Source organism: Marinobacter sp. UBA2498 (genome assembly GCF_002341575.1).
GTDB classification, from domain to species: Bacteria; Pseudomonadota; Gammaproteobacteria; order Pseudomonadales; family Oleiphilaceae; genus Marinobacter; species Marinobacter manganoxydans.
On record NZ_DDOI01000024.1, the window covers coordinates 329 to 22566 of the forward strand.

Consider the following 22238-nt stretch of genomic DNA (forward strand, 5'->3'; position numbering starts at 1 on the left):
AGCCCTATGTCCTGATTTCTGTGCTGGGCGTGACCGGATCGGTCCCCCGGGAACCCGCCAGCAAGATGGTGGTCACCGGTGAACACAGTTACGACACTATCGGCGGCGGGCACCTGGAGTACCGGGTTTGCCAGCAGGCCCGGGAAAGGCTCGCCCGTCGGGACTATACCAGCGACCTGGCGCACTTCCCGCTGGGCGCCAGCCTTGGCCAGTGTTGCGGCGGCAGCGTCTCTGTGCTGCTGGAAGCGCACCCGGGATCTGAGCAGGAACTGGTGCTGTTCGGTGCCGGCCATGTCGCCAAGGCGCTGGTCACCATCCTGGCCGAGCTGCCCTGGCGAATCACCTGGGTGGACGAGCGTTTTGACCAGTTCCCGTCCGATGTGCCCGTCAATGTCCATGTCCACCACACCGATGATCCCGTTGGTGATGCGCCTGACCTGTGCTCGGGAAAACAGGTTCTGATCCTGACCCACAATCACCAGCTGGATTTCGACCTATGTCGCGCTCTACTAACCGCCGGAAATTGCGCGGGGCTGGGCCTGATCGGATCAGAAACCAAGGCGGATCGATTCCGCAAGCGTCTGGACCACCGGGGCTTCAGTGCCGATGCCATCAACACCCTCCGCTGCCCAGTAGGCCATCCTGATGTCCCGGGCAAACGGCCGATGGAAGTGGCCGTCTCGATCAGTGCCGAATTACTGATCCTGACCACACCCCACCAGACAACCTCCGCTCGACGAGGCCTGCCCTGGCATCAACTCCGGGGGCTGATCCAGAACACCGATGCGAAAGAGACAACCGAATGACCATTGAAGCACTCAACTCCCTAGGCCCCGAGGAAGCCGAAGCCCGGTTCCGGGACTGCTGCGCGGCGAATCCTTGGATTCAGGGAATGCTGGACGCCCGACCCTATGCCAGCCCTGAAGCCCTCCTATCCCGTAGCCATGAACTCTGGCCAGAGCTGACCGAGCAAGACTGGCTCGACGCCTTTGAAGCTCATCCGAAGATCGGAGACGTCAACAGCCTGCGTGCAAAATACGCCAGCACCAAGGCCATGGCCAGTGGCGAACAGGTCGGAGCCAGCACGGCCTCCGAGAATGTTCTGCAGCGCCTCAAGGCCGGTAATGACGCGTACCTCGCGAAGTTCGGTTTCATTTTCATCATCTGCGCCTCCGGCAAATCGGCCAGCGAAATGCTGGAGCTGCTGGAAGCCCGCCTGCCCAACAGCCGCTCCGAAGAACTTAAGAACGCAGCCAAAGAACAGGCAAAGATTACCGAGTTGCGACTGGAGAAACTGCTATGAGTACTAAAAGCCCCATTACTACTCACATTCTAGATCTGGGCAGCGGCCAGCCTGCGGCCGGTGTCGCGGTCAGGCTCTACCGGGTCCATGACCAGAATCATACCGCCATTGCCAGCGGGACCACCGATGCCGATGGCCGAGTGATGAACTGGTTCGATACCGCCATTGAGGCCGGCCACTATCAGCTCCGGTTTGCGACCGGAGACTGGTACGAAGGCTGCGGGATGGACACCTTCTTCCCCGAGGTCTGCCTAGATTTCAGGGTCAAAGATCCTGACGCACATTACCACGTTCCCCTGCTGCTGAATCAGTGGGGCTATTCAACGTATCGGGGGAGCTGATGACTAATGTGACAGATCCACACCTCCCGCAAGGCTGTGAGGCCCACCGGGGCACGTTGCTCCATTTTCTGGAAGATCCGGGCAACGAACCGAAGCCGGCTGCAGGCAGTGTGGCCCTCTTCGAGGACGGTCTCCTGATCTTGCATCAGGGTAAGGTGCTTGTAGCCGGTGATGCCAACGAATGGTTAAACCGGTTACCCGAGAGCACCCCGGTGACCCATTGGAAAGACCAGTTGATCCTGCCCGGTTTTATCGACACCCACGTACACATGCCCCAGCTCGGGGTTATGGCCAGTTACGGTGCCCAGTTACTGGACTGGCTGGAAACCTACACCTTTCCGCACGAGGCGCGATTCAGCGATATAGACTGGGCTCGGGCCGAAGCGAGCCGGTTTACCGACCTGCTGCTGCGCTACGGCACCACCTCGGGCCTGGTTTTCTGCACGTCCCACTCGGAATCGGTGCACGCCCTGTTTGAGGCTGGCGAACAACGGGGGATGGCGCTGACCGCCGGCAAGACGATGATGGATCGCCACGCCCCCGAAAACCTCAAAGACACCGCCCAGGCCAGCTACGACGACAGCCTCGAACTGCTGAACACCTGGCACAAGCACGGAAGGCAACGTTACGCGATCACACCTCGGTTTGCGGCCACTTCGACCCCTGAACAGCTGTCGCTCGCCGGTAAGCTGGCCGCTCAGCATCCAGATGTCATGGTGCAGACCCATTGGGCGGAGAATACAGGCGAAATCGAGTGGATCCGTGAACTGTTCCCGGAGCGCTCTAGCTATCTGGACGTTTATGATCACTATGGCCTGCTGGGAGATCACACCATTCTGGCACACGGCATCCATATTGACGACGTCGACCGCAAACGACTGTCAGAGACCGGCACCCGCATCGCCTTCTGCCCCACCTCCAACACTTTTCTCGGCAGCGGACTGTTCGACTTTCAGGAAGCCCGCGAAGCCGGAGTGACGGTCGGACTGGCATCTGACGTTGGCGGAGGTACCAGCCTGTCCATGCTGGCCACCATGGCCGAGGCCTATAAGGTTTGCCGGCTTCGCGGCCAGACCTTGACGCCCTGGCAGGCGTTTTACCTCGCCACACTTGGCAATGCCCGGGCACTGCATCAGGACCAGCAGACCGGCAGTTTCCAACCAGGGTGCCATGCAGACTTCGTGGTCCTTGATCCGGGCGGAACACCTCAGCTGGCCATGAAGCGGCAATACGCGCGCACCCCCTTCGAAACCCTGTTCAACCTGATGATCCTGGGAGACGACCGGGCAATTACCGCTACCATCGTAGCTGGCGAAATACGCTATCAGGCTGCAAGCGCAACCATCGCGCCTTCCTCACTCAAATCCACTCATTTCACTCAAGGAGCCTGAGCCATGGAAGCCTATCTCAGTGAATGGCTGTCCCTTCTGGTCCGCTGGTTTCATGTCATTGCCGGAGTTGCCTGGATTGGCGCTTCGTTCTATTTCATCTGGCTGGACAACCACCTGCGGGAACCACCGGAGTGGAAGAAAAAGGAGGGCATCAAGGGTGACCTTTGGGCCATTCACGGCGGTGGTTTTTACGAAGTCGCCAAATACAAACTGGGTCCCAAGGCAATGCCCCGGGAACTACACTGGTTCAAGTGGGAAGCCTATTCGACCCTGCTCAGCGGTCTGGCACTACTGTTTGTCGTCTACTACATGGGGTCGCCTGCCTATCTGATCGACCCATCCAAAGCGGACCTGAGCCGCGGCGCAGCCATCGCGATCGGGCTGGGCAGCATTGCGGTGGTACTCGTAATCTACGAGGCTTTGATCCGCAGTCCTCTTGCCGATAAAGGCAAAGCGTTTGCGCTCATACTGTTCGGCATTCTGGTACTGGTCGACTGGGGGCTATTCCAGGTGTTCTCTGGACGCGGCGCTTATATTCATGTTGGCGCCATTATCGGGACCATCATGGTCGCCAACGTCTTTCTGGGCATCATGCCTTCCCAGCGCGCCCTAGTGGCTTCGGTACGGGCAGGGGAAGAGGCGAATGAGAAGGTCGCCCGCCTGGCCACTCTGGCCAAACTGCGCTCTACTCACAACAACTACCTGACTCTGCCGATCATCTTCATCATGATCAGCAACCATTATCCACTACTCTATGGCCACCCCCATGGCTGGGCTGTTCTCGCCGCCATCGGATTCATTACCGCCTTTGCAAGGCATTATTTCAACCTGCGGCACAGGGATATCAACCGTCCCTGGATACTGGTTGTTGTGGCTATGCTGACTTTTGCATTGATTTGGATTATCGCGCCAAGCACTCAAACCAATACAGCCAACACCAACACTCCGATAATCAGCGACCAGGCTGCAACGACCATCGTGAACACCCACTGCACCGCCTGCCATGCCAGCAATCCCAGCCATCCGGCATTTCAGGCTCCGCCCGCGGGTATTGAACTGGAGAGCCTCTCGCTTCTGGCGGTCCATGCCGACAAAGTGCATCAGGTGGCAGTAGACTCCCACTACATGCCTCTGGGTAACCTGACCGGTATGAGCGAGGAGGAGCGTCAACAACTGGGCCAATGGCTGCGGGCCAACAAGCCCTGATTCGGTAACCAGAAAGGGCCTCTCGGGGGAGGCCCTTTCTGGTTGCAGACGTTACTGACTGCTTACTTTCGAGCTTCGGCCGCTTTTTCCGCGGCATCAAAATTCGCCTGAATCCGCTGCAACAGATAATCCCGGGCAGAGATGGGCGGATATTTCTTTTCCGGCCCCTGAATAATCTGGTTCTTGTTCGCCTGGCAGAAGAACGCCATGCTGTATCGAGGGCCGTTGTATTCACCCGCTTTCGGCATCCTGACCCGGTGCAGGGTAGACTTCAGACGGTCATCGCTCCAGCGCATCAGCATGTCGCCAATATTGCAGGTAATCCGCTCCTCTTTCGGCACCACACTGAACCACTCCCGGTTATCTCCCTTGCCTTCGGCATCCTTGCCGGGGCTGACCTGCAAGCCACCTTGTCCCTCCTGCTGAAACACCATGGTCAGGCAATCAAAATCGGTATGGGCACCAGCACGCCAGATGGACTCGTCCAGACGGACGTCGTCGGTCAGAGGCAGATAATGCAGCAGCCGGAGAGTACTCTGATAATCATCCTGGCTGCGATCATGAGCACGGGCAAAGAAGTCCCGCCCAAAGCCAAGGCGATCGGAAAAACACGACAGCACCTGCATACCCAGTTGCCAGGCGCGATGCTCGAAATCGAGCATAACTCGGTTAAACTCCGGGACCACCGTCTGGTTGGGCCAAAGACCATCCATATGTGGCAGGGTAATCTGGAAGGACTCCTTATCATCCGCCGTTCCAGTGGACGGCCGTACCTGTGACTTGAACTCCCAACCAGCATTCAGGCCTTTTTTCAGCGAATAAGGCTGCTTACCGGTTTCCGACAACGCAAAAAAACGCTCGGACAAGCTGAACGCCTGTTTGATCAGGTCGAGTTCAAGCCCGTGGTTGGACAGTTGGAAAAAGCCAACGTCGGTGGCCGCTTGCCAAAGCTGGTCAGTGATCTCTTCCCGTCGGCGATCGAAGTCGGAAAGGTCGATAACGGGTATTTCCCCTTCGACCTCCCGGCCCAGGCCACCAAAAGTGGTTTCCAGATTCAATTCTTTCAGGGCGTATTTTTCTGCAGTTTTGGTCATTGTGCCTCCCGGCATATCGTCAATGAATAGAACGAGATCCGGAAGCGGACAAGGCGGGAGTGCGGGAGGCAGAGCATAGCCATCGCCGCCAACCGCGCCTGCACGCTCTTCCGGTCGACGACTGAGCAATGACCCGAAACCGCTTTTCTTGCGATTCCTGACTGCTTCTACTCAGACTCGCAGGTGATCCCCTAAGGAACCTCACCTGCCAAATGAAAGGAAGCAGCATTTGTGCCACACAACTGAAGCAATGACCTCTTGGAAATTCAAGAAGTTGAGCACGTGGATAGGGCTCAGGCGTACCTTGGAAGAACTATTTAGGAGCACCCTACAGATGCGGCGCACCAACAGGGTGCCCGAAATTAAGCGCCCACGGCCCAGGAACCCAATTTGACCAACCGGTCAGAAAATGGACGCAATCTTGCATAGCAGTCCTGCGAATGCATTATTGAGAAGAGTAGAAGCGGCCAGAGGAACGCGCGATACCCGCAACACCTCGGGACATTGCTCTTAGACACCAAGAGGAGCAACCATTGGATTACCTTATCAAGAACGCAGTGGCAATCGCATCCACCGAGTTTCCAGATGCCCGGGATCTGCGTATCCAGGGCGGATACATTACCGAGCTTGGCGATGCTCTGGTCCCGACACAGGAGGCCCCAGAAACAGTCATTGATGCCTCTGGCTGCGTGGTCTGGCCAGGTTTGGTGAACACTCACCACCACCTTGCCCAGTCCATCATGAAAGGCGTACCGGGAGGACTGAACCAAAATCTTGGCGAGTGGCTCAGCAGTGTCCCCTATCGGTTCTGGCCAAAGGTTACGCCAGAACTGATGTACCACGCCGCCCGCCTTGGATTGTATGAACTGATCCGCTCCGGCACCACCACCTGCGCAGATCATCATTACCTTTACCACAGCACCACAAGCCCAGAGCTGGAAGAAACGGTCTGGCAGGCCGCCGAAGAACTCGGTATTCGCATGGTTTTATGCCGGGGTAGTGCTACGGAAACCGGCTCCCATGAAGGCATGATTAAACACAGGATCAAGCCGGAAACCGTCGATCAGATTATTGAGCGCCTCGACATAACCCGAAAAAAGCACCATCAGACCGGGCGCGACGCGATGAAAAAGCTGGTCGTGGCGCCGACCAGCCTGATCCATTCAAGTTCACCGGATAGCCTGAAGGCCCAGGCAGCGTGGGCAAGATCAAACGGCCTGAAAATGCATTCGCACTTGCTGGAGGTGACGTTCGACGAAACCCAAGCCCGTCAAAAATATGGTCAGAGCGCGATTGATTATGCCGAATCCTGCGGCTGGCTGGGTGAGGACGTCTGGTACGCGCATCTGGTTCACAGCGACGCTCATACTATCGAACGTCTTGCTGCTACCAAGACTGGCATAGCGCATTGTCCCACTTCGAACTGCCGCCTAGGCAGCGGAATCGCGCCGGTAATCAGAATGAGTGAGGCCGGCGTCCCCGTTTCCCTGGGAGTAGACGGCTCGGCTTCGGCCGAATCCGGATCAATGTTACAGGAGCTGAACCTGGCCTGGCTGATTCATCGGGCAAAAAACGGGCCCGATGCTACTACACTGGAACAGGTTCTTGAGTGGGGAAGTCAGAGTGGCGCTGATATTCTGGGTTTAGAGAATACCGGCAGCTTGGCCATCGGAAAAGCCGCAGACCTGGTTCTGTATGACATTGATAAGCCCCGCTTTGCCGGGGTGCACGTTCCGCTGATGTCACCGCTGATGTGTGGTGAACCTGTGCACGTCCGAGACAGTTTTATACAGGGCAAGCGTATTGTCAGCGATGGATGTGTCGTCGGTCTGGATGAATCGGAGTTAACACGCAACGTCCGGAATAGCGTTGCGGCACTGCTGGAAAGCGCCTGAACAGGCAACGGCCATAAAAAAACCGGCAGGCGTTCTAATTACCTGCCGGTTTTTTGTTAAAACACAGGCTTTTACTGCGGCAGAGTTGCGGTCATGCCTTCAACGTACCAGTCCATACCTGCCAGCTCTTCCTTGGTCATGGAAACGCCCTCAGGCACTCGAAGTTCGCCCGCCTGATCTTTCAAGGGGCCTGTGAACGGATGAAACTCGCCCTCATCGATCGACTTCATAACCGAATCCACTTTGGCGCGTTGCTCATCGGTCAGACGCTCTGAGATACCAACCACCTGAATCACGTCATCAGAGATGCCGCCCCAGTAATCGGCCGGCTCCCAGGAACCGTCCATGACCGATTGCACGGTATCGATATAGTAGGGAGCCCAGTCGTTAACCACAGACAACAGGTGCGCATCGCCCCCAAACTTCCGCATATCAGAGGCCTGACCGACACCCCAGTTTCCCCTTTTGCCTGCCGCAATCAGCGGTGCCGGACTGTCAGTGTGCTGAACAATTACGTCAGCACCCTGATCCATCAGGGCATTGGCTGCATCGGCCTCTTTCGCCGGGTCGAACCAAGTGTTGACCCAAACGACCTTGAGTTCAATGTCCGGATTAACCTCCTTGGCACCCAGGTACACAGCGTTGATATCCCGAATTACTTCGGGAATTGGGAAAGATGCAATATAGCCCAGGGTATCCGTTTCGGTCACCAGGCCAGCGGCTGTTCCGGTGACATAGCGACCTTCATAGGTCACGGACAGATAGGTGCCAAGGTTTTCACCGCGCTTATACCCCGTGGCATGCAGGAAGGTAACGTCGGGAAATTGCTCTGCTACCCGAGCCGTCGGGTTCATGAATCCGAAGGAGGTGGTGAAGATCACATCATTGCCGGCCTGGGCCAGACGCCGAATGGTGCGTTCAGCGTCAGCACCCTCACTCACGTTCTCCACATAGGTGGTATCCACCTTATCGCCAAAATGCTCTTCAAGAGCCAGACGACCCAGGTCATGCTGATAGCTCCAGCCGTGATCCCCGATGGGACCAACGTAGACGAAGCCAACCTTCATGGGATCTTCTGCCACCGCGGACATGGACATACTTAGTGTGGCAGCAAGTACCAGACTAGATTTTAGTTTCATGGATACTCTCCTGAGCGTTTCTCTCGTTTCGCGTTTTAGTTTGAATCGCTTACAACACGAACACAGCAAAAAGCTGGCCAACTGCTCAGGTTTTGTATAACTCTGTTTTAAAAAGCTTTTATGGAAAATTTACCCTGCACCTCGAACTACAAGGCACCAACTTGGACCAGTTTGCTCAGACTGCACCTCTTCGACTCGTGTACTTTCGCGAGCGTCAACTACAACTGAAAGTCTGACATGCTCTCGGATACCAAATTCGAGGCGGGATTAACGGTATTCTTTGGTGCCGGCCGGGCAGTGTGATCCACCCATTGCAGGACGAACCAATGGCCACTTTTGAGGAATCTTGCAATCTCATTCTGTGTCCAAATTTTTAGGTCTCATGTGGGCTTACTCGTTTAGGATCGGATCGATCGATTCAACCCAGTCTCCGACAAGGCAACACCTTAAACCGATTTAAAACGCGGCCGGCCACTTAACGCTGTCTACCGGGGTAAGTCCCGTCAGTTGTATAGCTATCCAATACTAAATCGGAGCAAATGGGCGACAGGTCAACCAACAGATCAGTGGATACAACTGTCAGTCCGCCATGGATCTGTGGATGCCTGATGCCTAATCGTGAACAGATATCGAGAGTGTCGTTTATCGGGAGGGGGTATTGTTCCCGTATATCGATCGTTTGTTCGAATTGATCAAAGACCAGGAAGGCGAGAAGCTCGATACGAGACAGTAAGTGATGAACTCTTCCGACCGAAGCACTACGGATTCGCACGCTCTCACCTGAGCTGCTGATCTCATGAACTTTGATGAACGGCTCGTAGTCTTTACCTCTTCCCCGGCCGCGAGTTTTGAGTAACTTTTCGTGCTTCGGATTAATCGGTTTATCAGTGTCTGTCATAAAAAAAGCCCCCTGCTAATCTGAGAATAGCAGGGGGCCTTTTTTGATCAAACTTTAATGTAAATGGTCAAACTTTAATGGTATTTATCAAACTATAATGTCCTCTGACATCAACGCCTTGCTGGCCTGTGGGGCTATTCTACAGTGACGCTCTTGGCCAGGTTCCGCGGCTGGTCCACATCGGTACCCTTCAACACAGCCACATGGTAGGACAGCAGCTGCAGTGGCACGGTGTACACGATCGGCGCGGTAATCGGATGCACTGACGGAATCTGCATCACGTGCAGGCCCTCTTCCGCTTTGACGTCAGCCTTTTTATCAGCAAAGACAAACAGTTCACCGCCGCGGGCCCGGACCTCTTCCAGGTTGGATTTCAGCTTCTCAACCAGGTCGTTGTTGGGAGCGACAGTGACCACTGGCATTTCGCTGTCGACCAGGGCCAGGGGGCCGTGCTTGAGCTCGCCGGCAGGATAGGCCTCGGCGTGGATGTAGGAGATTTCCTTGAGCTTGAGGGCACCTTCAAGAGCCACCGGGAACTGGGAACCGCGGCCCAGGAACAGGCTGTGGTTCTTATCCATGAATGCCTTGGACATTTCGGCGATCTCGCCATCCAGTGCCAGCACATCGCTGACCTGGCCAGGCACGAGGTGAAGGGCCTCGACGATTTCAGCTTCCTGCTCCTCGGGCAGCCCATTTTGACGGGCCAGAGCCAGGGTAAAGATCAGCAATGCCGTGAGCTGGGTGGTGAATGCCTTGGTGGAGGCCACGCCGATTTCCGGTCCTGCCTGGGTCATGATCACCAGGTCGGATTCGCGAACCAGGGAGCTGCCCGGCACGTTACAGATGGCCAATGCTGCCCGAAATCCTGCTTTTTTCGCCTGACGCAGGGCCGCCAGGGTATCGGCGGTTTCGCCGGACTGGGAAATACAGAGGAACAGGGTGTCCTGCTGGATCACGTGTTTGCGATAGCGGAATTCGGAAGCCACCTCCACGGAACAGGCAACGCCCGCCAGCTCCTCAATCCAGTAACGGGCCACCATACCGGCATGGTAACTGGTGCCACAGGCAATGATCTGGACGTGACGAACGTTTTCGAGGAGGTTCGCAGCCTCGGTCCCGAGGGCCTGTTCCAGTACCCGGGTCCTGGTGACCCGGCCTTCCATGGTCGCCTTGATCACTTTCGGCTGCTCGTAGATTTCCTTGAGCATGAAGTGACGGTACTCGCCCTTATCCGCCGAGTCGGTGCCGTGCTCAAAGCGGGTTACCTCCCGCTCGACGGGGCTGCCATCGCGATCGAGTATGGCAATGGCGTCCTTTCGGATATCGGCGATATCGCCTTCTTCCAGGAACATGAACCGGTCGGTCACTGGCAGCAGCGCCAGCTGGTCAGACGCGATGAAGTTTTCGCCAATACCCACACCAATGACCAGGGGGCTGCCCTCACGGCATACCACGAGGTGCTCCGGTTCGTCGGCGTGTACCACCGCCAGGGCATAGGCTCCACGCAAACGGGCGATCGCCGAACGCACGGAATCATGGAGATTACCCAGTGTGCGGTAGTGTTTCTCAATCAGGTGCGCGACGACTTCGGTATCGGTCTGGGACGTAAACTCGAAACCGTCAGCCCGCAATTCTTCACGCAGCTCCTGATAGTTTTCGATGATCCCGTTGTGGACAATAGCCAGCCGGTCGCCGGACATGTGCGGATGGGCGTTGATCTGAGAGGGCTCGCCATGGGTTGCCCAGCGGGTATGGGCAATGCCCAGTTGGCCTGCCAGGGGATTAGCTTCCATAGCTTCCGCCAGGGCGGCTACCTTGCCCACTTCACGAGCGCGCTGGACACTGTGGTCGCCACCGATGACGGCCATACCGGCCGAATCATATCCCCGGTATTCCAGACGGCGCAGACCCTCAAGAAGGATACCCTGAACGTCCCTTTCCGAAACCGCGCCTACAATTCCACACATGCTGTTCTACCTGTCTGTTGATCGTTTGTATCAGTGTTTCTTCGGCTTTTCCCAACCGGCGATATTGCGCTGCCGGCCCCGTGCGACAGCCAACTCGTGGTCGGCAACGTCGCGAGTTATGGTCGATCCTGCGCCAATGGTGGCCTCGGCCGCAACGGTAACCGGGGCGACCAGCGAACAATTAGAACCTACGAAAACACCATCGCCGAGCACCGTCCGGTACTTGTTCACACCATCATAATTACAGGTGATGGTTCCTGCACCCACATTCACATTACGGCCCAGTGAGGCATCACCCACATAGCTGAGATGGTTGATCTTGCTGCCCTCACCCACAATGGCCTTTTTGGTTTCCACGAAGTTGCCCACTTTGGTGTTGGCCGCCAGTTCCGTGCCCGGCCGGATACGTGCAAACGGCCCGATTTGGGCGCTGGCGCCAATTACGGCCCCTTCAATCACGCTGTTGGCCTTGATCTCCGCGCCATCTGCAATGGTGGCGTCCTTGATGACGCAACCGGGGCCAATGGATACATTACTGCCAAGGCTGACCTTGCCCTCGAATACCACGTTCACATCAATCCAGAGGTCATTGCCGATACTCAGCTCGCCACGGACATCTATCCGGGAGGGGTCCGCGAGTGTCGCTCCTTCTGTCATCAGCCGGTCAGCCTGCTGGCGCTGGAACCAGCGTTCCAGTTCAGCCAGTTGCAGGCGATTGTTGACTCCCTGGACTTCATAGGGATTCTCCGGCTGGGACACCGCAATACGGAGACCCTGTTCCACCGCCATGGCAATGATGTCGGTCAGATAATATTCGCCCTGGGCGTTGCTGTTGGAGAGCGTCGGCAACCAGGTTTTCAGGTGTTTCGCCGACACCGCAAGTATCCCGGTGTTCACTTCGCGGATCTGCTGCTGCTCGGGAGAGGCGTCTTTCTGCTCGACGATCGACTGCACGTCGCCATCAGCACTCCGGACAATCCGTCCGTATCCCTGGGGATTGTCCATGGTGACGGTCAACAAACCCAGGGTGTGGTCATCAAGTGTCCCAACCAATCCGTCGAGCGTCTCATGACGAGTCAGAGGCACATCGCCGTAAAGCACAAGAACACGGGCGTCATCGGGAAGATCCGGCAGGGCCTGAGCCACAGCATGGCCGGTACCCAACTGCTCACTCTGGGTGACCCAGTTTACCGAGGCCTCATCGGTGGTTTCCCGAACCTTGTCAGCACCATGACCTATGACCGTATGGATCCTCTCGGCGCCAAGCTGTTTGGCGGTGTCGATCACGTGATGAAGCATAGGGCGGCCGGCAATCGGATGCAGCACCTTTGGCAGTGCGGATTTCATTCTGGAACCCTGGCCAGCGGCCAGAATGACGACGTGTAGCGGGCTCATGGAAAAGTCAGGCTCCCGGAGTGTTTACTCTCTGAATGCTGAAAATAAAAAAACCGCACCCTTCAGGGCCGGACGGCCAACGCAACACGTTGGTCTTCCAGCCGCTCAGGATGCGGCTTCGGTGTTCGGCAAACCCGAAACGGAAATGCTTAGCGCATTTTGTTACGCAGCTGCTGGATGGTACGAAGCTGGGCAACAGCCTCGGCCAGCTCTGCAGCGGCACGGGAGTACTCGAATTCACCAGTCTTGTTGGCAAGTGCTTTCTCGGCTTCTTTCTGAGCTTCGAGCGCGGCTGCTTCGTCCACATCCTTTGCACGAACAGCGGTATCCGCCAACAAAGTCACCAGATTGGGCTGGACTTCCAGATACCCGCCGGACACGTAAAGAATTTCTTCCTCACCGCCCTGCTTGATAATCCGAATAGGGCCCGGCTTCAGCTGGGTCAGCAGTGGGGTGTGACCCGGGGCAATACCCAGGTCACCTTCAGAGCCCGCTGCGATCAGCATTTCCACCAATCCGGAATAGATCTTTGTTTCGGCACTTACCACATCACAATGCACGGTCATACCCATGTCAGTTGCCTCTTTGATCGATCCGGAAACAAATGCGTCGGCTCAGATTAGCTCTTTGCCTTGCTCTTCATTTCCTTCGCTTTCTCGACCGCTTCCTCAATGGTACCAACCATGTAGAACGCCTGCTCGGGCAGTTCATCATAGTCGCCATTCAGGATGCCCTTAAAGCTGCTGATGGTTTCCTTGAGGGAAACGTACTTACCGGGGGAACCGGTGAATACTTCAGCAACGTGGAACGGCTGGGACAGAAAACGCTCGATCTTACGGGCACGGGCTACAGTCAGCTTGTCTTCTTCTGACAGTTCATCCATACCCAGGATGGCGATGATGTCTTTCAGCTCCTTGTAGCGCTGCAGGTTGGTCTGCACGCCACGGGCCACTTCGTAATGCTCCTGACCGATGATCAGCGGATCCAGCTGACGAGAGGTGGAATCCAGCGGATCGATCGCCGGGTAGATACCCTTGGAAGCGATGTCACGGCTCAGTACAACGGTAGCATCCAGGTGCGAGAAGGTGGTTGCAGGCGACGGGTCAGTCAAGTCATCCGCCGGTACGTATACCGCCTGGATGGACGTGATGGAACCGTTCTTGGTGGAGGTAATACGCTCCTGCAGCTGACCCATCTCTTCAGCCAGAGTCGGCTGGTAACCTACCGCAGACGGCATACGGCCGAGCAGTGCGGATACTTCGGTACCTGCCAGGGTGTAACGGTAGATGTTGTCGACGAACAACAGTACGTCACGACCTTCGTCCCGGAACTTCTCGGCCATGGTGAGACCGGTCAGGGCCACACGCAGACGGTTTCCGGGGGGCTCATTCATCTGGCCGTAAACCATGGCAACCTTATCGAGAACGTTGGACTCCTTCATTTCGTAGTAGAAGTCGTTACCTTCCCGGGTCCGCTCACCAACACCTGCGAATACGGAGAGACCGGAGTGCTCTTTCGCGATGTTGTTGATCAGCTCCATCATGTTTACGGTTTTACCAACACCGGCACCACCGAACAGGCCAACCTTACCACCCTTGGCGAACGGGCAGATCAGGTCGATAACCTTGATGCCGGTTTCCAGCAGGTCCGCAGACGCTGCCTGATCGGCATAGCCCGGTGCCTTACGGTGAATCGCCCAACGCTCTTCTTCGCCGATCTCGCCGGCTTCGTCGATAGGACGACCCAGAACATCCATGATACGGCCCAGAGTCTGGGTACCAACCGGTACCGAAATCGGGTTGCCGGTGTTTTCTGCTTTCAGGCCACGCTTCAGGCCTTCGGTGCTGCCCATGGCGATGGTACGAACAATGCCGTCACCCAGCTGCTGCTGGACTTCCAGAGTTGTTTCGCCACCTTCAAGCAGCAGTGCGTCATATACTTTGGGTACGGAGTCACGTGGGAATTCCACGTCGATAACCGCGCCAATGATCTGAACGATTTGTCCGCTACTCATGCTCGGTTCCTCGTTATCTTGATAGTCAATAAAACCAGTTGGATTGTGGGTCGGATCAGACCGAAGCGGCGCCGCTCACAATCTCCGATATCTCTTGGGTAATGGCTGCCTGACGCGCCTTGTTATAAGCCAGCTGAAGCTCGTCGATAATGCTACCGGCGTTATCAGTTGCGCTCTTCATGGCGATCATCCGGGCTGCCTGTTCACATGCCAGATTTTCTACCACACCCTGGTACACCTGGGATTCAATAAAACGTGGCAGAAGGCCATCGAGGATCTGCCTGGCATCGGGCTCGTAGAGATAATCCCACTGGTTCTTGATCTCTTCTTCGTCTTCGCTCTCAGGCAGGGGCAGAAGCTGCTCGACCTTCGGGCTTTGGGTCATGGTGTTGACGAACTCGTTGCTGACCACATAAAGACGGTCGATCTTGCCTTCCGAGAACGCATCCAGCATAACCTTGACGTTGCCGATGAGTTTTTCAGAGCTCGGGCTGTCCCCCAGATGGGTCAGCGCCGCGACGACATTGCCGCCGTAGCTCCGGAAAAAGGAAGCCCCTTTCTGCCCGATGGCGCACAGATCGGTTTCCACTCCTTTTTCTTTCCACGCTTTCATTTCACGGACAAGCGCTTTGAACAGGTTGATGTTCAGACCACCACAGAGGCCACGATCAGTTGACACCACGATATAGCCCACGCGCTTTACCTCGCGCTCGACCATGAACGGGTGCTTGTACTGAGCATTCGCCTTGGCAATGTGCCCGATCACCTGACGCATCTTGTCGGCATACGGGCGAGTTGCCTGCATGCGTTCCTGAGCCTTACGCATTTTACTCGCAGCCACCATTTCCATGGCGCTGGTGATTTTCTGCGTGCTCTTGATGCTTGAAATCTGGTTACGTATTTCTTTGCCGACGGCCATAACTCACTGCCTTCTCAAGTTAGACACTCGTTGCTACGAAAAGCGGCCCGCGACAATTGCCGCAGGCCCGTTTTCTTACCAGCTCTGAGTGGTCTTGAATTTCTCAAGTGCAGCTTTGAGGCCGGCAGCGATTTCGTCGTTGTAATCGCCTTTCTCGTTGATCTTGTCGAGGAGGTCTTTCTGCTCGGAGCGCATCCAGTCGAGCATCTGCGCTTCAAACTTCACTACCTTGTCGACATCAACGTCGTCCAGGAAGCCTTCGTTGGCTGCGAACAGAACCGTACCCATTTCAGCCACAGACATCGGGCTGTACTGGTTCTGCTTCATGAGTTCCGTTACACGCTGACCGTGCTCAAGCTGCTGACGGGTTGCTTCGTCGAGGTCGGAAGCAAACTGTGCGAAAGCGGCCAGTTCACGATACTGGGCCAGAGCCAGACGGATGTTACCGCCGAGCTTCTTCATGATCTTGGTCTGGGCCGAACCACCTACCCGGGATACGGAGATACCGGCGTTCATCGCCGGACGGATACCGGAGTTAAACAGGTTGGTTTCCAGGAAGATCTGACCGTCGGTAATGGAGATTACGTTGGTCGGTACGAACGCGGATACGTCACCAGCCTGGGTTTCAATGATCGGCAGAGCGGTCAGGGAACCGGTCTGGCCTTTCACTTCACCGTTGGTCAGCTGCTCAACGTAATCAGCGTTAACACGGGACGCACGCTCCAGCAGACGGGAGTGCAGGTAGAATACGTCACCCGGGTATGCTTCACGGCCTGGCGGACGACGCAGCAGCAGGGAGATCTGGCGGTAAGCCACAGCCTGCTTGGACAGATCATCATAGATGATCAGGGCGTCTTCACCACGGTCACGGAAGTATTCACCCATGGAGGTACCGGAGTACGGAGCCAGGAACTGCATCGCTGCAGGATCGGCGGCACCGGCGGCAACCACGATGGTGTGATCCATGGCACCGTGCTCTTCCAGCTTGCGCACAACGGCGGCAATGGAAGACTGCTTCTGACCGACGGCAACGTAGATACACTTGATGCCGGTGTCTTTCTGGTTAATGATCGCGTCGATGGCGACAGCGGTCTTACCGATCTGACGGTCACCGATGATCAGCTCACGCTGGCCGCGACCGATCGGCACCATGGTGTCGATTGCCTTCAGACCAGTCTGAACCGGCTCATCAACGGACTGACGAGCGATAACACCCGGTGCAACCTTTTCGACCGGAGAGGTCAGGTCGGTACCGAGGTCGCCCTTGCCGTCGATGGGGTTACCCAGAGCGTCGACCACACGGCCCATCAGTTCCGGACCAACCGGTACTTCCAGGATGCGGCCGGTGCAACGAACTTTCTGGCCTTCAGCCAGATCTTCGTAGTCACCCAGCACAACCGCACCAACGGAATCACGCTCCAGGTTCAGAGCCATGCCGAACGTGCCGTTGGCAAATTCAATCATCTCGCCGTACATAACGTCGGCCAGACCGTGGATCAGCACGATACCGTCGGATACCGACAGGATCGTACCTTCGTTCTTTGCTTCGGAAGAGATGTCGAGTTTCTCGATTCTCTTCTTGATGATGTCACTGATCTCGGATGGATTCAGTTGCTGCATGCCAATATCCTCAAACCTTGTGCTGAAATCAGGAGCCCAGAGCGTCGGCCAGCTTGGTCAGCTTTCCGCGTACAGATGCGTCAATGACCAGATCGCCGGTGCGAATAATCACGCCGCCAATCAGAGACTTGTCCAATGACGCTGCGAGTGACACTTGCCGCTCGAGTTTCTTCGAAAGTGCCTGGGCGAGCTTCTGTTGCTGTTCGTCCGTCAGCTCGAAAGCCGCGGTAACTTCGATATCAACAGTGCGCTCCAGATCAGCCCGGTACGTGTTGAAGAGCGCTGCAATCTCAGGAAGAAGAGTCAGCCGGCGGTTTTCAGCCAGTACAGCGAAAAAGTTGCGGACCTGATCGGTGACGCCATCTTCAGCGACCTCCAGAATCAGTTCAGCCTTCTTCTGCTCTTCCAGACCCGGATTCGCGAGAAGCTGTCGAATGTCTTTGTTCGCGGTGACCTGCCCGGCGATCGTCAGCACCTTGGACCACTCAGCCAGCTGTTCATGCTCCTGAGCGGCACTAAATGCTGCCTTTGCGTAGGGACGGGCCAGCGTTCTCAGTTCTGCCATGATGAACCTCGTCGTTTAAAGTTCTGCCGCCAGTTTTTCCAACATCTCGTTGTGCTTGGAGGCATCGACAGAGGTTTCCAGGATCTTCTCGGCACCGGCAACGGCAATGCTGGCAATTTCTGCACGCAAAGCGTCACGAGCCTGATTCCGCTCCTGTTCAATTTCGGCCTTGGCCTGCTCAATCAGCTTCTGGCCTTCCTTGCGGGCGTCATCCTTGGATGCTTCCACAATCTGGGCCGCGCGCTTGTTGGCCTGTTCAATCAGACCAGCAGCTTGCTGCTTGGCTTCACGCAGTTCCTGAGCTGACTTTTCCTGAGCCAGTTCCAGATCGCGCGCAGCGCGGTCTGAGGCAGCCAGTCCGTCAGCGATCTTCTTTTGACGCTCCTGCAGTGCGGCCATGATTGGCGGCCACACGTACTTCATGCAGAAGACGACAAAGATAAAGAACGCGATGGCTTGACCAATCATCGTCAAATTAATGTTCACGTCTTCACCTCTCGCCTGTTTTGTTAAGAATCATCTGACCGGGGCAAAACCCCGGCTCTGGCGACTCGATTAACCGGCGATCTGGCCGACAAACGGGTTGGCGAAAGTGAAGAACAGTGCGATACCAACACCGATCATGGTTACGGCGTCCAGCAGACCTGCAACGATGAACATTTTAACCTGCAGCATCGGGGTCATTTCCGGCTGACGCGCAGCGCCTTCCAGGAACTTGCCACCGAGGATACCAAAGCCAATCGCAGTACCCAGGGCACCCAGGCCAATCAGCAGTGCAACGGCAATAGCGGTCATTCCAACTACAGTTTCCATGATAACTCCCAGTTTTCAGTTAGGTTTTTCAGTTTAAGGGTTTAGGGTTTAGAACTACGGCTTAATGGTGTCCGATCAGTGACTGTCTTCGTGAGCCATGCTCAGGTACACGATCGTCAACATCATAAAGATGAATGCCTGCAGGGTGATAACCAGAATGTGGAAAATCGCCCAGGGTACAGACAGTGCCCACTGTGCCCAGAACGGCAGCAGTGCAATCAGGATAAAGATCAGCTCGCCTGCGTACAGGTTACCGAACAGACGCAGCGCCAGTGAGATCGGCTTGGCGATCAGGCTCACGCCTTCCAGCAGGAAGTTGATCGGGACAAGCAAAATCTTCAGGAACAGGTTGTCTGAAGAGAAGGGGTGCAGGGTCAGCTCACCAACGAAGCCACCCACGCCCTTCACTTTCAGGCTGTAATAGATGATCAGAGCGAATACGGACAGGGACATACCCAGAGTTACGTTTACATCCGTAGTCGGAACGACCTTCATGTATTCCAGACCCATCAGGTGGAACAGCTGGGGCAGGAAGTCTACCGGCACCAGGTCCATCAGGTTCATCAGGAATACCCAGCAGAAGATGGTCAGCGATAGCGGCGCAATCACCTTGTTCTTGCCGTGGAAGGTTTCCTTGACGCTCTGATCGACAAACTCAACCATCACTTCAACAAAGTTCTGGAGCCCGCCGGGCTGGTCTGAGGTGGCGCGCTTGGCGGCCAAGCGGAAAATAAACAGGAACAGGGCACCGAGGGCGACTGCCCAGCCCAGTGAATCGATGTGCAGAGCCCAGAAGCCCATGTCGGATGCTTCCCTGCCGGTGTGAGCCAGCGTCCAGGTTGCATCTTGAAGTACGGTACCGTCGGCACGCTCATAGCCTGCCGGAAGTTTACCGTAGGTGAGGTTCTGGAGGTGATGCTGGATATATTCGGATGCACTTCCTGCCATAACGGTTTCCCAGGTCCAGTTAGCTTTGCTGCGTATTGCTGCCCGCCAGAAGCGGTGTCAACCAGTTGGTGACCAGCATGATCGCAAATGTTAAAAAAAGTGCCGCAATATCAAGCGGCTGAATCCATTTGAACACCATCGTGAAGAGGATGGCGCACAGGATGAGCTTGCCGGCCTCACCCTGATAAAAAGACGTCATGATCTTCTTGGCAGACCGCGCGCCGGCGTAGCGGAATGCCTTGAGCGCAAAATAACCATGGGGGATCAGAAAGATAAGTCCACCCAGCAGCGCTGAATAACCGGAAACCTCGCCTCGCAAGAGAAACGCCAGGCTGACGAAGACAAGTACCACACTCTCTATAACAAACCATCGTGCGATGGGTGGACGGCCAATGCCGCCTGAAGCTGCCTTCGTCATGTTCGTTCCGGAAGTACGGTGCTTTTCGGTCGATGTCGTTTAAAAAGTAAGCAAATACACCGACACGAGCGCCGCAGATTATATGTGTTCAATGTGCACGAATCAACAAAACCGGGAACCGGCTGATCCGTCAAAAGCGGCGTAATAACTGGGTTTTGGCAATTTTCGTCACAAATAGACGGCCGTTCAGTTTTTCACCACTACATGTTGTGTACGTAACCAGATACGAACTTTCGTAGGGGGGTCGGACGACCCACAAAACCCCGACGATTTTATTTGATGTGGCCCAGGATGCCGTCGAGTTCGTCGAGGGAACTGTACTCGATCACCAGCTTGCCTTTGCCACGCTGGCCATGATCGATGGACACTCGTGCACCCAATCGCTCCGCCAGGTCATCCTGGAGCGCGCGAATGTTGGGGTCCACCACTCCCTTTTTCCGGGATTTGCTGTCCGGTGTTTCCTGTTGCACCCGTCGTACGAGGGCTTCAGTCTGGCGAACCGACAGGGATTTGGCCACCACCTGTTTGGCCACCTGCATCTGCAGTTCCGGCGCCAGGGTCAGCATTGCCCGGCCATGGCCCATTTCCAGATCGCCATGCTCGAGCATAATACGAACGTCTTCGGACAAACCGATCAGTCGAAGCAGGTTGGTAATAGTCGTACGGGATTTGCCCACGGCTTCGGCCACCTGGGCCTGGGTCAGGCCAAACTCGTCCTGCAGGCGCTGAAGAGCGAAAGCTTCTTCAATGGGATTGAGGTTCTCACGCTGGATGTTCTCGATCAGCGCCATGGCGATGGCGGCTTCATCGGGGACATCCCGGATGATGGCAGGGATGCTGTCCAGGCCGGCCATCTGGGTGGCCCGCCAGCGGCGCTCACCGGCGATCAGCTCGTAACGGCCTTCAGCGATGGGACGAACTACCACCGGCTGCATCACGCCTTGTTGGCGGATGGAATCTGCCAGTTCCTGCAGGGCGGCGGGATCCATGTCGCGCCGGGGCTGGTACCGGCCGCGCTGGATCAGATCAATGGGAACTTCGCGGAGCTCACCGTCGTGGTCTTTCAGCTCCTGGTCAAGATTGACCTTGGAGCCCGCCAGCAGGGCGCCCAGTCCACGTTCACCCAAACCTCGTTTCTTCGCCGCCATGGTGTCAGTCATTCTTCCCGTTGAATATCGTTGTGCTTAAGTGAGTGACAGGGCGGTATGTTACACCGCAACCGGCGCGGATGTCTTTTTTGAACCGTGGCGGCGTACCATTTCGCCGGCCAGGGCCAGGTAGGCGATCGCACCCTTGGAGGCGCGGTCGTATTTCAGGGCCGGAACCCCATAGCTGGGGGCCTCGGCCAGACGGACATTGCGGGGAATCACTGCACGATACACCTTGTCGCCAAAGTACTCGCTCAGCTGGCCGGAAACGTCCAGGGTAAGGCTGTTGCGAGGGTCGTACATGGTACGCAGAATGCCTTCCACCTGCAGATTCGGATTGACCGTTTCCTGAATCTGCTCAACGGTGTTCATCAGCGCCGCTAACCCCTCAAGGGCGTAGTACTCGCACTGCATGGGAATCAGCACAGAGTCTGCCGCCGAGAGGGCATTCACCGTCAACAGGCTGAGCGATGGTGGACAATCGATGAGGATGTAATCGTAATTATCACGAACGGTGTTCAACGCCAGTCTCAGGCGGTGTTCGCGACCAATTTCGTTCATCAGTTCCACTTCGGCCGCCGTCAGGTCACCGTTGGCCGGAAGGATATCGAAGCCGGAAGCCTCGGCGGGAATGATCACCTCGGCGGCACTGGCGCGCTTGGTCAGCATGTCGTAGCCAGACAGTTCCAGGGCGTTTTTATCCACACCACTGCCCATGGTGGCGTTGCCCTGGGGATCCATATCCACCAGCAGCACCCGACGCTTGGTGGCGGCCAGGGAGGCAGCAAGGTTGACGCAGGTGGTGGTTTTGCCCACGCCGCCTTTCTGATTGGTCACTGCAATCACGCGCGCCATGTCCTGCCTCCTTGTTTATGGGTTACCGGTTCAGAAATTGGACTGCCAAACTACCGGGAATTCACGGTCCGGGCGATCACCAGCAGGTGGCGGTCGCCATCGGCGCCCGGTACGTCCAGGGAATGGCTGGATGTTACCTGCCAGCCAGCCGGAAGGGCAGACACTTCATCATCCGGAAACTGACCTTTCATGGCAAGGAACTCACCCTCATTTGCCAACAGATCACCGCACCAGCTCACCAGATTCTCGAGCGCGGTAAAGGCTCGGCTGCTGATCTGGCTGAAGGGTTCCGGAGGATTGCAATCTTCC

General features: G+C 56.3%; 23 protein-coding genes. 6 read left to right on the forward strand and 17 right to left on the reverse strand.

Annotated elements, in window-relative coordinates; translation table 11 throughout:
* The 5 genes from xdhC to B2W52_RS02240 form a co-directional block, all read left to right on the forward strand.
* Positions 1-806, forward strand: an 806-nt coding sequence (gene xdhC, locus B2W52_RS02220; protein WP_286801108.1) for a xanthine dehydrogenase accessory protein XdhC, incomplete at its 5' end; no start/stop codon positions are given.
* Entirely contained in the window at positions 803-1303 is a 501-nt protein-coding gene (gene uraD, locus B2W52_RS02225; protein WP_273073038.1) for a 2-oxo-4-hydroxy-4-carboxy-5-ureidoimidazoline decarboxylase, read from the forward strand. The genes xdhC and uraD, both read left to right, overlap by 4 nt.
* Complete coding sequence (gene uraH / locus B2W52_RS02230; RefSeq protein WP_273073039.1) at positions 1300-1644, forward strand: hydroxyisourate hydrolase; 345 nt, start codon at positions 1300-1302, stop codon at positions 1642-1644. The genes uraD and uraH overlap by 4 nt, the downstream gene beginning before the upstream one ends.
* On the forward strand, positions 1644-3035 hold the full coding sequence (guaD, locus tag B2W52_RS02235; protein WP_273073040.1) for a guanine deaminase: 1392 nt from the start codon (positions 1644-1646) through the stop codon (positions 3033-3035). The genes uraH and guaD overlap by 1 nt, the downstream gene beginning before the upstream one ends.
* A 3-nt stretch (positions 3036-3038) precedes the next feature.
* Positions 3039-4241, forward strand: coding sequence for a urate hydroxylase PuuD (locus B2W52_RS02240; protein WP_273073041.1), 1203 nt, complete (start codon positions 3039-3041; stop codon positions 4239-4241).
* Positions 4242-4303: 62 nt separating this feature from the next.
* On the opposite strand, the gene B2W52_RS02245 is transcribed toward B2W52_RS02240, so the two are convergent.
* On the reverse strand, positions 4304-5335 hold the full coding sequence (locus B2W52_RS02245) for an isopenicillin N synthase family dioxygenase (protein ID WP_273073042.1): 1032 nt from the start codon (positions 5333-5335) through the stop codon (positions 4304-4306).
* Between the two features lie 533 nt (positions 5336-5868).
* On the opposite strand from B2W52_RS02245, the gene B2W52_RS02250 reads away from it, so the two are divergent.
* Positions 5869-7230: an amidohydrolase family protein gene (locus tag B2W52_RS02250; RefSeq protein WP_273073043.1), complete on the forward strand. Its 1362-nt coding sequence runs from the start codon at positions 5869-5871 to the stop codon at positions 7228-7230.
* A 71-nt stretch (positions 7231-7301) separates the two neighbouring features.
* Here B2W52_RS02250 and B2W52_RS02255 read toward each other — a convergent pair whose 3' ends face one another.
* From B2W52_RS02255 to B2W52_RS02330, 16 genes are all read right to left on the reverse strand, one after another.
* Positions 7302-8369 carry a BMP family ABC transporter substrate-binding protein gene (locus B2W52_RS02255; protein WP_273073044.1) on the reverse strand — a complete coding sequence of 356 codons (1068 nt, stop codon included), beginning with the start codon at positions 8367-8369 and terminating at the stop codon, positions 7302-7304.
* A 475-nt stretch (positions 8370-8844) separates the two neighbouring features.
* Positions 8845-9267: a PDDEXK family nuclease gene (locus B2W52_RS02260; protein WP_273073045.1), complete on the reverse strand. Its 423-nt coding sequence runs from the start codon at positions 9265-9267 to the stop codon at positions 8845-8847.
* A gap of 134 nt (positions 9268-9401) precedes the next feature.
* Complete coding sequence (gene glmS, locus B2W52_RS02265) at positions 9402-11234, reverse strand: glutamine--fructose-6-phosphate transaminase (isomerizing) (protein WP_273073046.1); 1833 nt, start codon at positions 11232-11234, stop codon at positions 9402-9404.
* Between the two features lie 30 nt (positions 11235-11264).
* Positions 11265-12629: a bifunctional UDP-N-acetylglucosamine diphosphorylase/glucosamine-1-phosphate N-acetyltransferase GlmU gene (glmU, locus tag B2W52_RS02270; RefSeq protein ID WP_008172598.1), complete on the reverse strand. Its 1365-nt coding sequence runs from the start codon at positions 12627-12629 to the stop codon at positions 11265-11267.
* Between the two features lie 149 nt (positions 12630-12778).
* Positions 12779-13201 carry a F0F1 ATP synthase subunit epsilon gene (locus B2W52_RS02275; RefSeq protein WP_008172596.1) on the reverse strand — a complete coding sequence of 141 codons (423 nt, stop codon included), beginning with the start codon at positions 13199-13201 and terminating at the stop codon, positions 12779-12781.
* A gap of 47 nt (positions 13202-13248) precedes the next feature.
* Positions 13249-14643 (reverse strand): F0F1 ATP synthase subunit beta, encoded by a 1395-nt coding sequence (gene atpD / locus B2W52_RS02280; RefSeq protein WP_008172594.1) that lies wholly within the window; start codon positions 14641-14643, stop codon positions 13249-13251.
* A 55-nt stretch (positions 14644-14698) separates the two neighbouring features.
* The gene (gene atpG / locus B2W52_RS02285; protein WP_008172593.1) at positions 14699-15562 is read right to left on the reverse strand and encodes a F0F1 ATP synthase subunit gamma; all 864 of its coding nucleotides are present in this window, start codon (positions 15560-15562) and stop codon (positions 14699-14701) included.
* 75 nt (positions 15563-15637) lie between these two features.
* Complete coding sequence (gene atpA, locus B2W52_RS02290; RefSeq protein WP_008172590.1) at positions 15638-17182, reverse strand: F0F1 ATP synthase subunit alpha; 1545 nt, start codon at positions 17180-17182, stop codon at positions 15638-15640.
* A gap of 28 nt (positions 17183-17210) precedes the next feature.
* Positions 17211-17747: a F0F1 ATP synthase subunit delta gene (locus B2W52_RS02295; RefSeq protein ID WP_008172588.1), complete on the reverse strand. Its 537-nt coding sequence runs from the start codon at positions 17745-17747 to the stop codon at positions 17211-17213.
* Between the two features lie 15 nt (positions 17748-17762).
* The gene (locus B2W52_RS02300; RefSeq protein WP_008172587.1) at positions 17763-18233 is read right to left on the reverse strand and encodes a F0F1 ATP synthase subunit B; all 471 of its coding nucleotides are present in this window, start codon (positions 18231-18233) and stop codon (positions 17763-17765) included.
* A gap of 69 nt (positions 18234-18302) precedes the next feature.
* Positions 18303-18560, reverse strand: coding sequence for a F0F1 ATP synthase subunit C (gene atpE, locus B2W52_RS02305; protein ID WP_012138088.1), 258 nt, complete (start codon positions 18558-18560; stop codon positions 18303-18305).
* 75 nt (positions 18561-18635) lie between these two features.
* Entirely contained in the window at positions 18636-19508 is an 873-nt protein-coding gene (gene atpB / locus B2W52_RS02310) for a F0F1 ATP synthase subunit A (RefSeq protein ID WP_008172580.1), read from the reverse strand.
* 19 nt (positions 19509-19527) lie between these two features.
* Positions 19528-19926 carry a F0F1 ATP synthase subunit I gene (locus B2W52_RS02315; RefSeq protein ID WP_008172578.1) on the reverse strand — a complete coding sequence of 133 codons (399 nt, stop codon included), beginning with the start codon at positions 19924-19926 and terminating at the stop codon, positions 19528-19530.
* Positions 19927-20198: 272 nt separating this feature from the next.
* Positions 20199-21074: a ParB/RepB/Spo0J family partition protein gene (locus B2W52_RS02320; RefSeq protein WP_039881967.1), complete on the reverse strand. Its 876-nt coding sequence runs from the start codon at positions 21072-21074 to the stop codon at positions 20199-20201.
* Positions 21075-21134: 60 nt separating this feature from the next.
* Positions 21135-21929: a ParA family protein gene (locus B2W52_RS02325; RefSeq protein WP_008172572.1), complete on the reverse strand. Its 795-nt coding sequence runs from the start codon at positions 21927-21929 to the stop codon at positions 21135-21137.
* Between the two features lie 50 nt (positions 21930-21979).
* On the reverse strand, positions 21980-22238 hold a 259-nt coding region (locus B2W52_RS02330), incomplete at its 5' end, for an RsmG family class I SAM-dependent methyltransferase (RefSeq protein ID WP_286801110.1).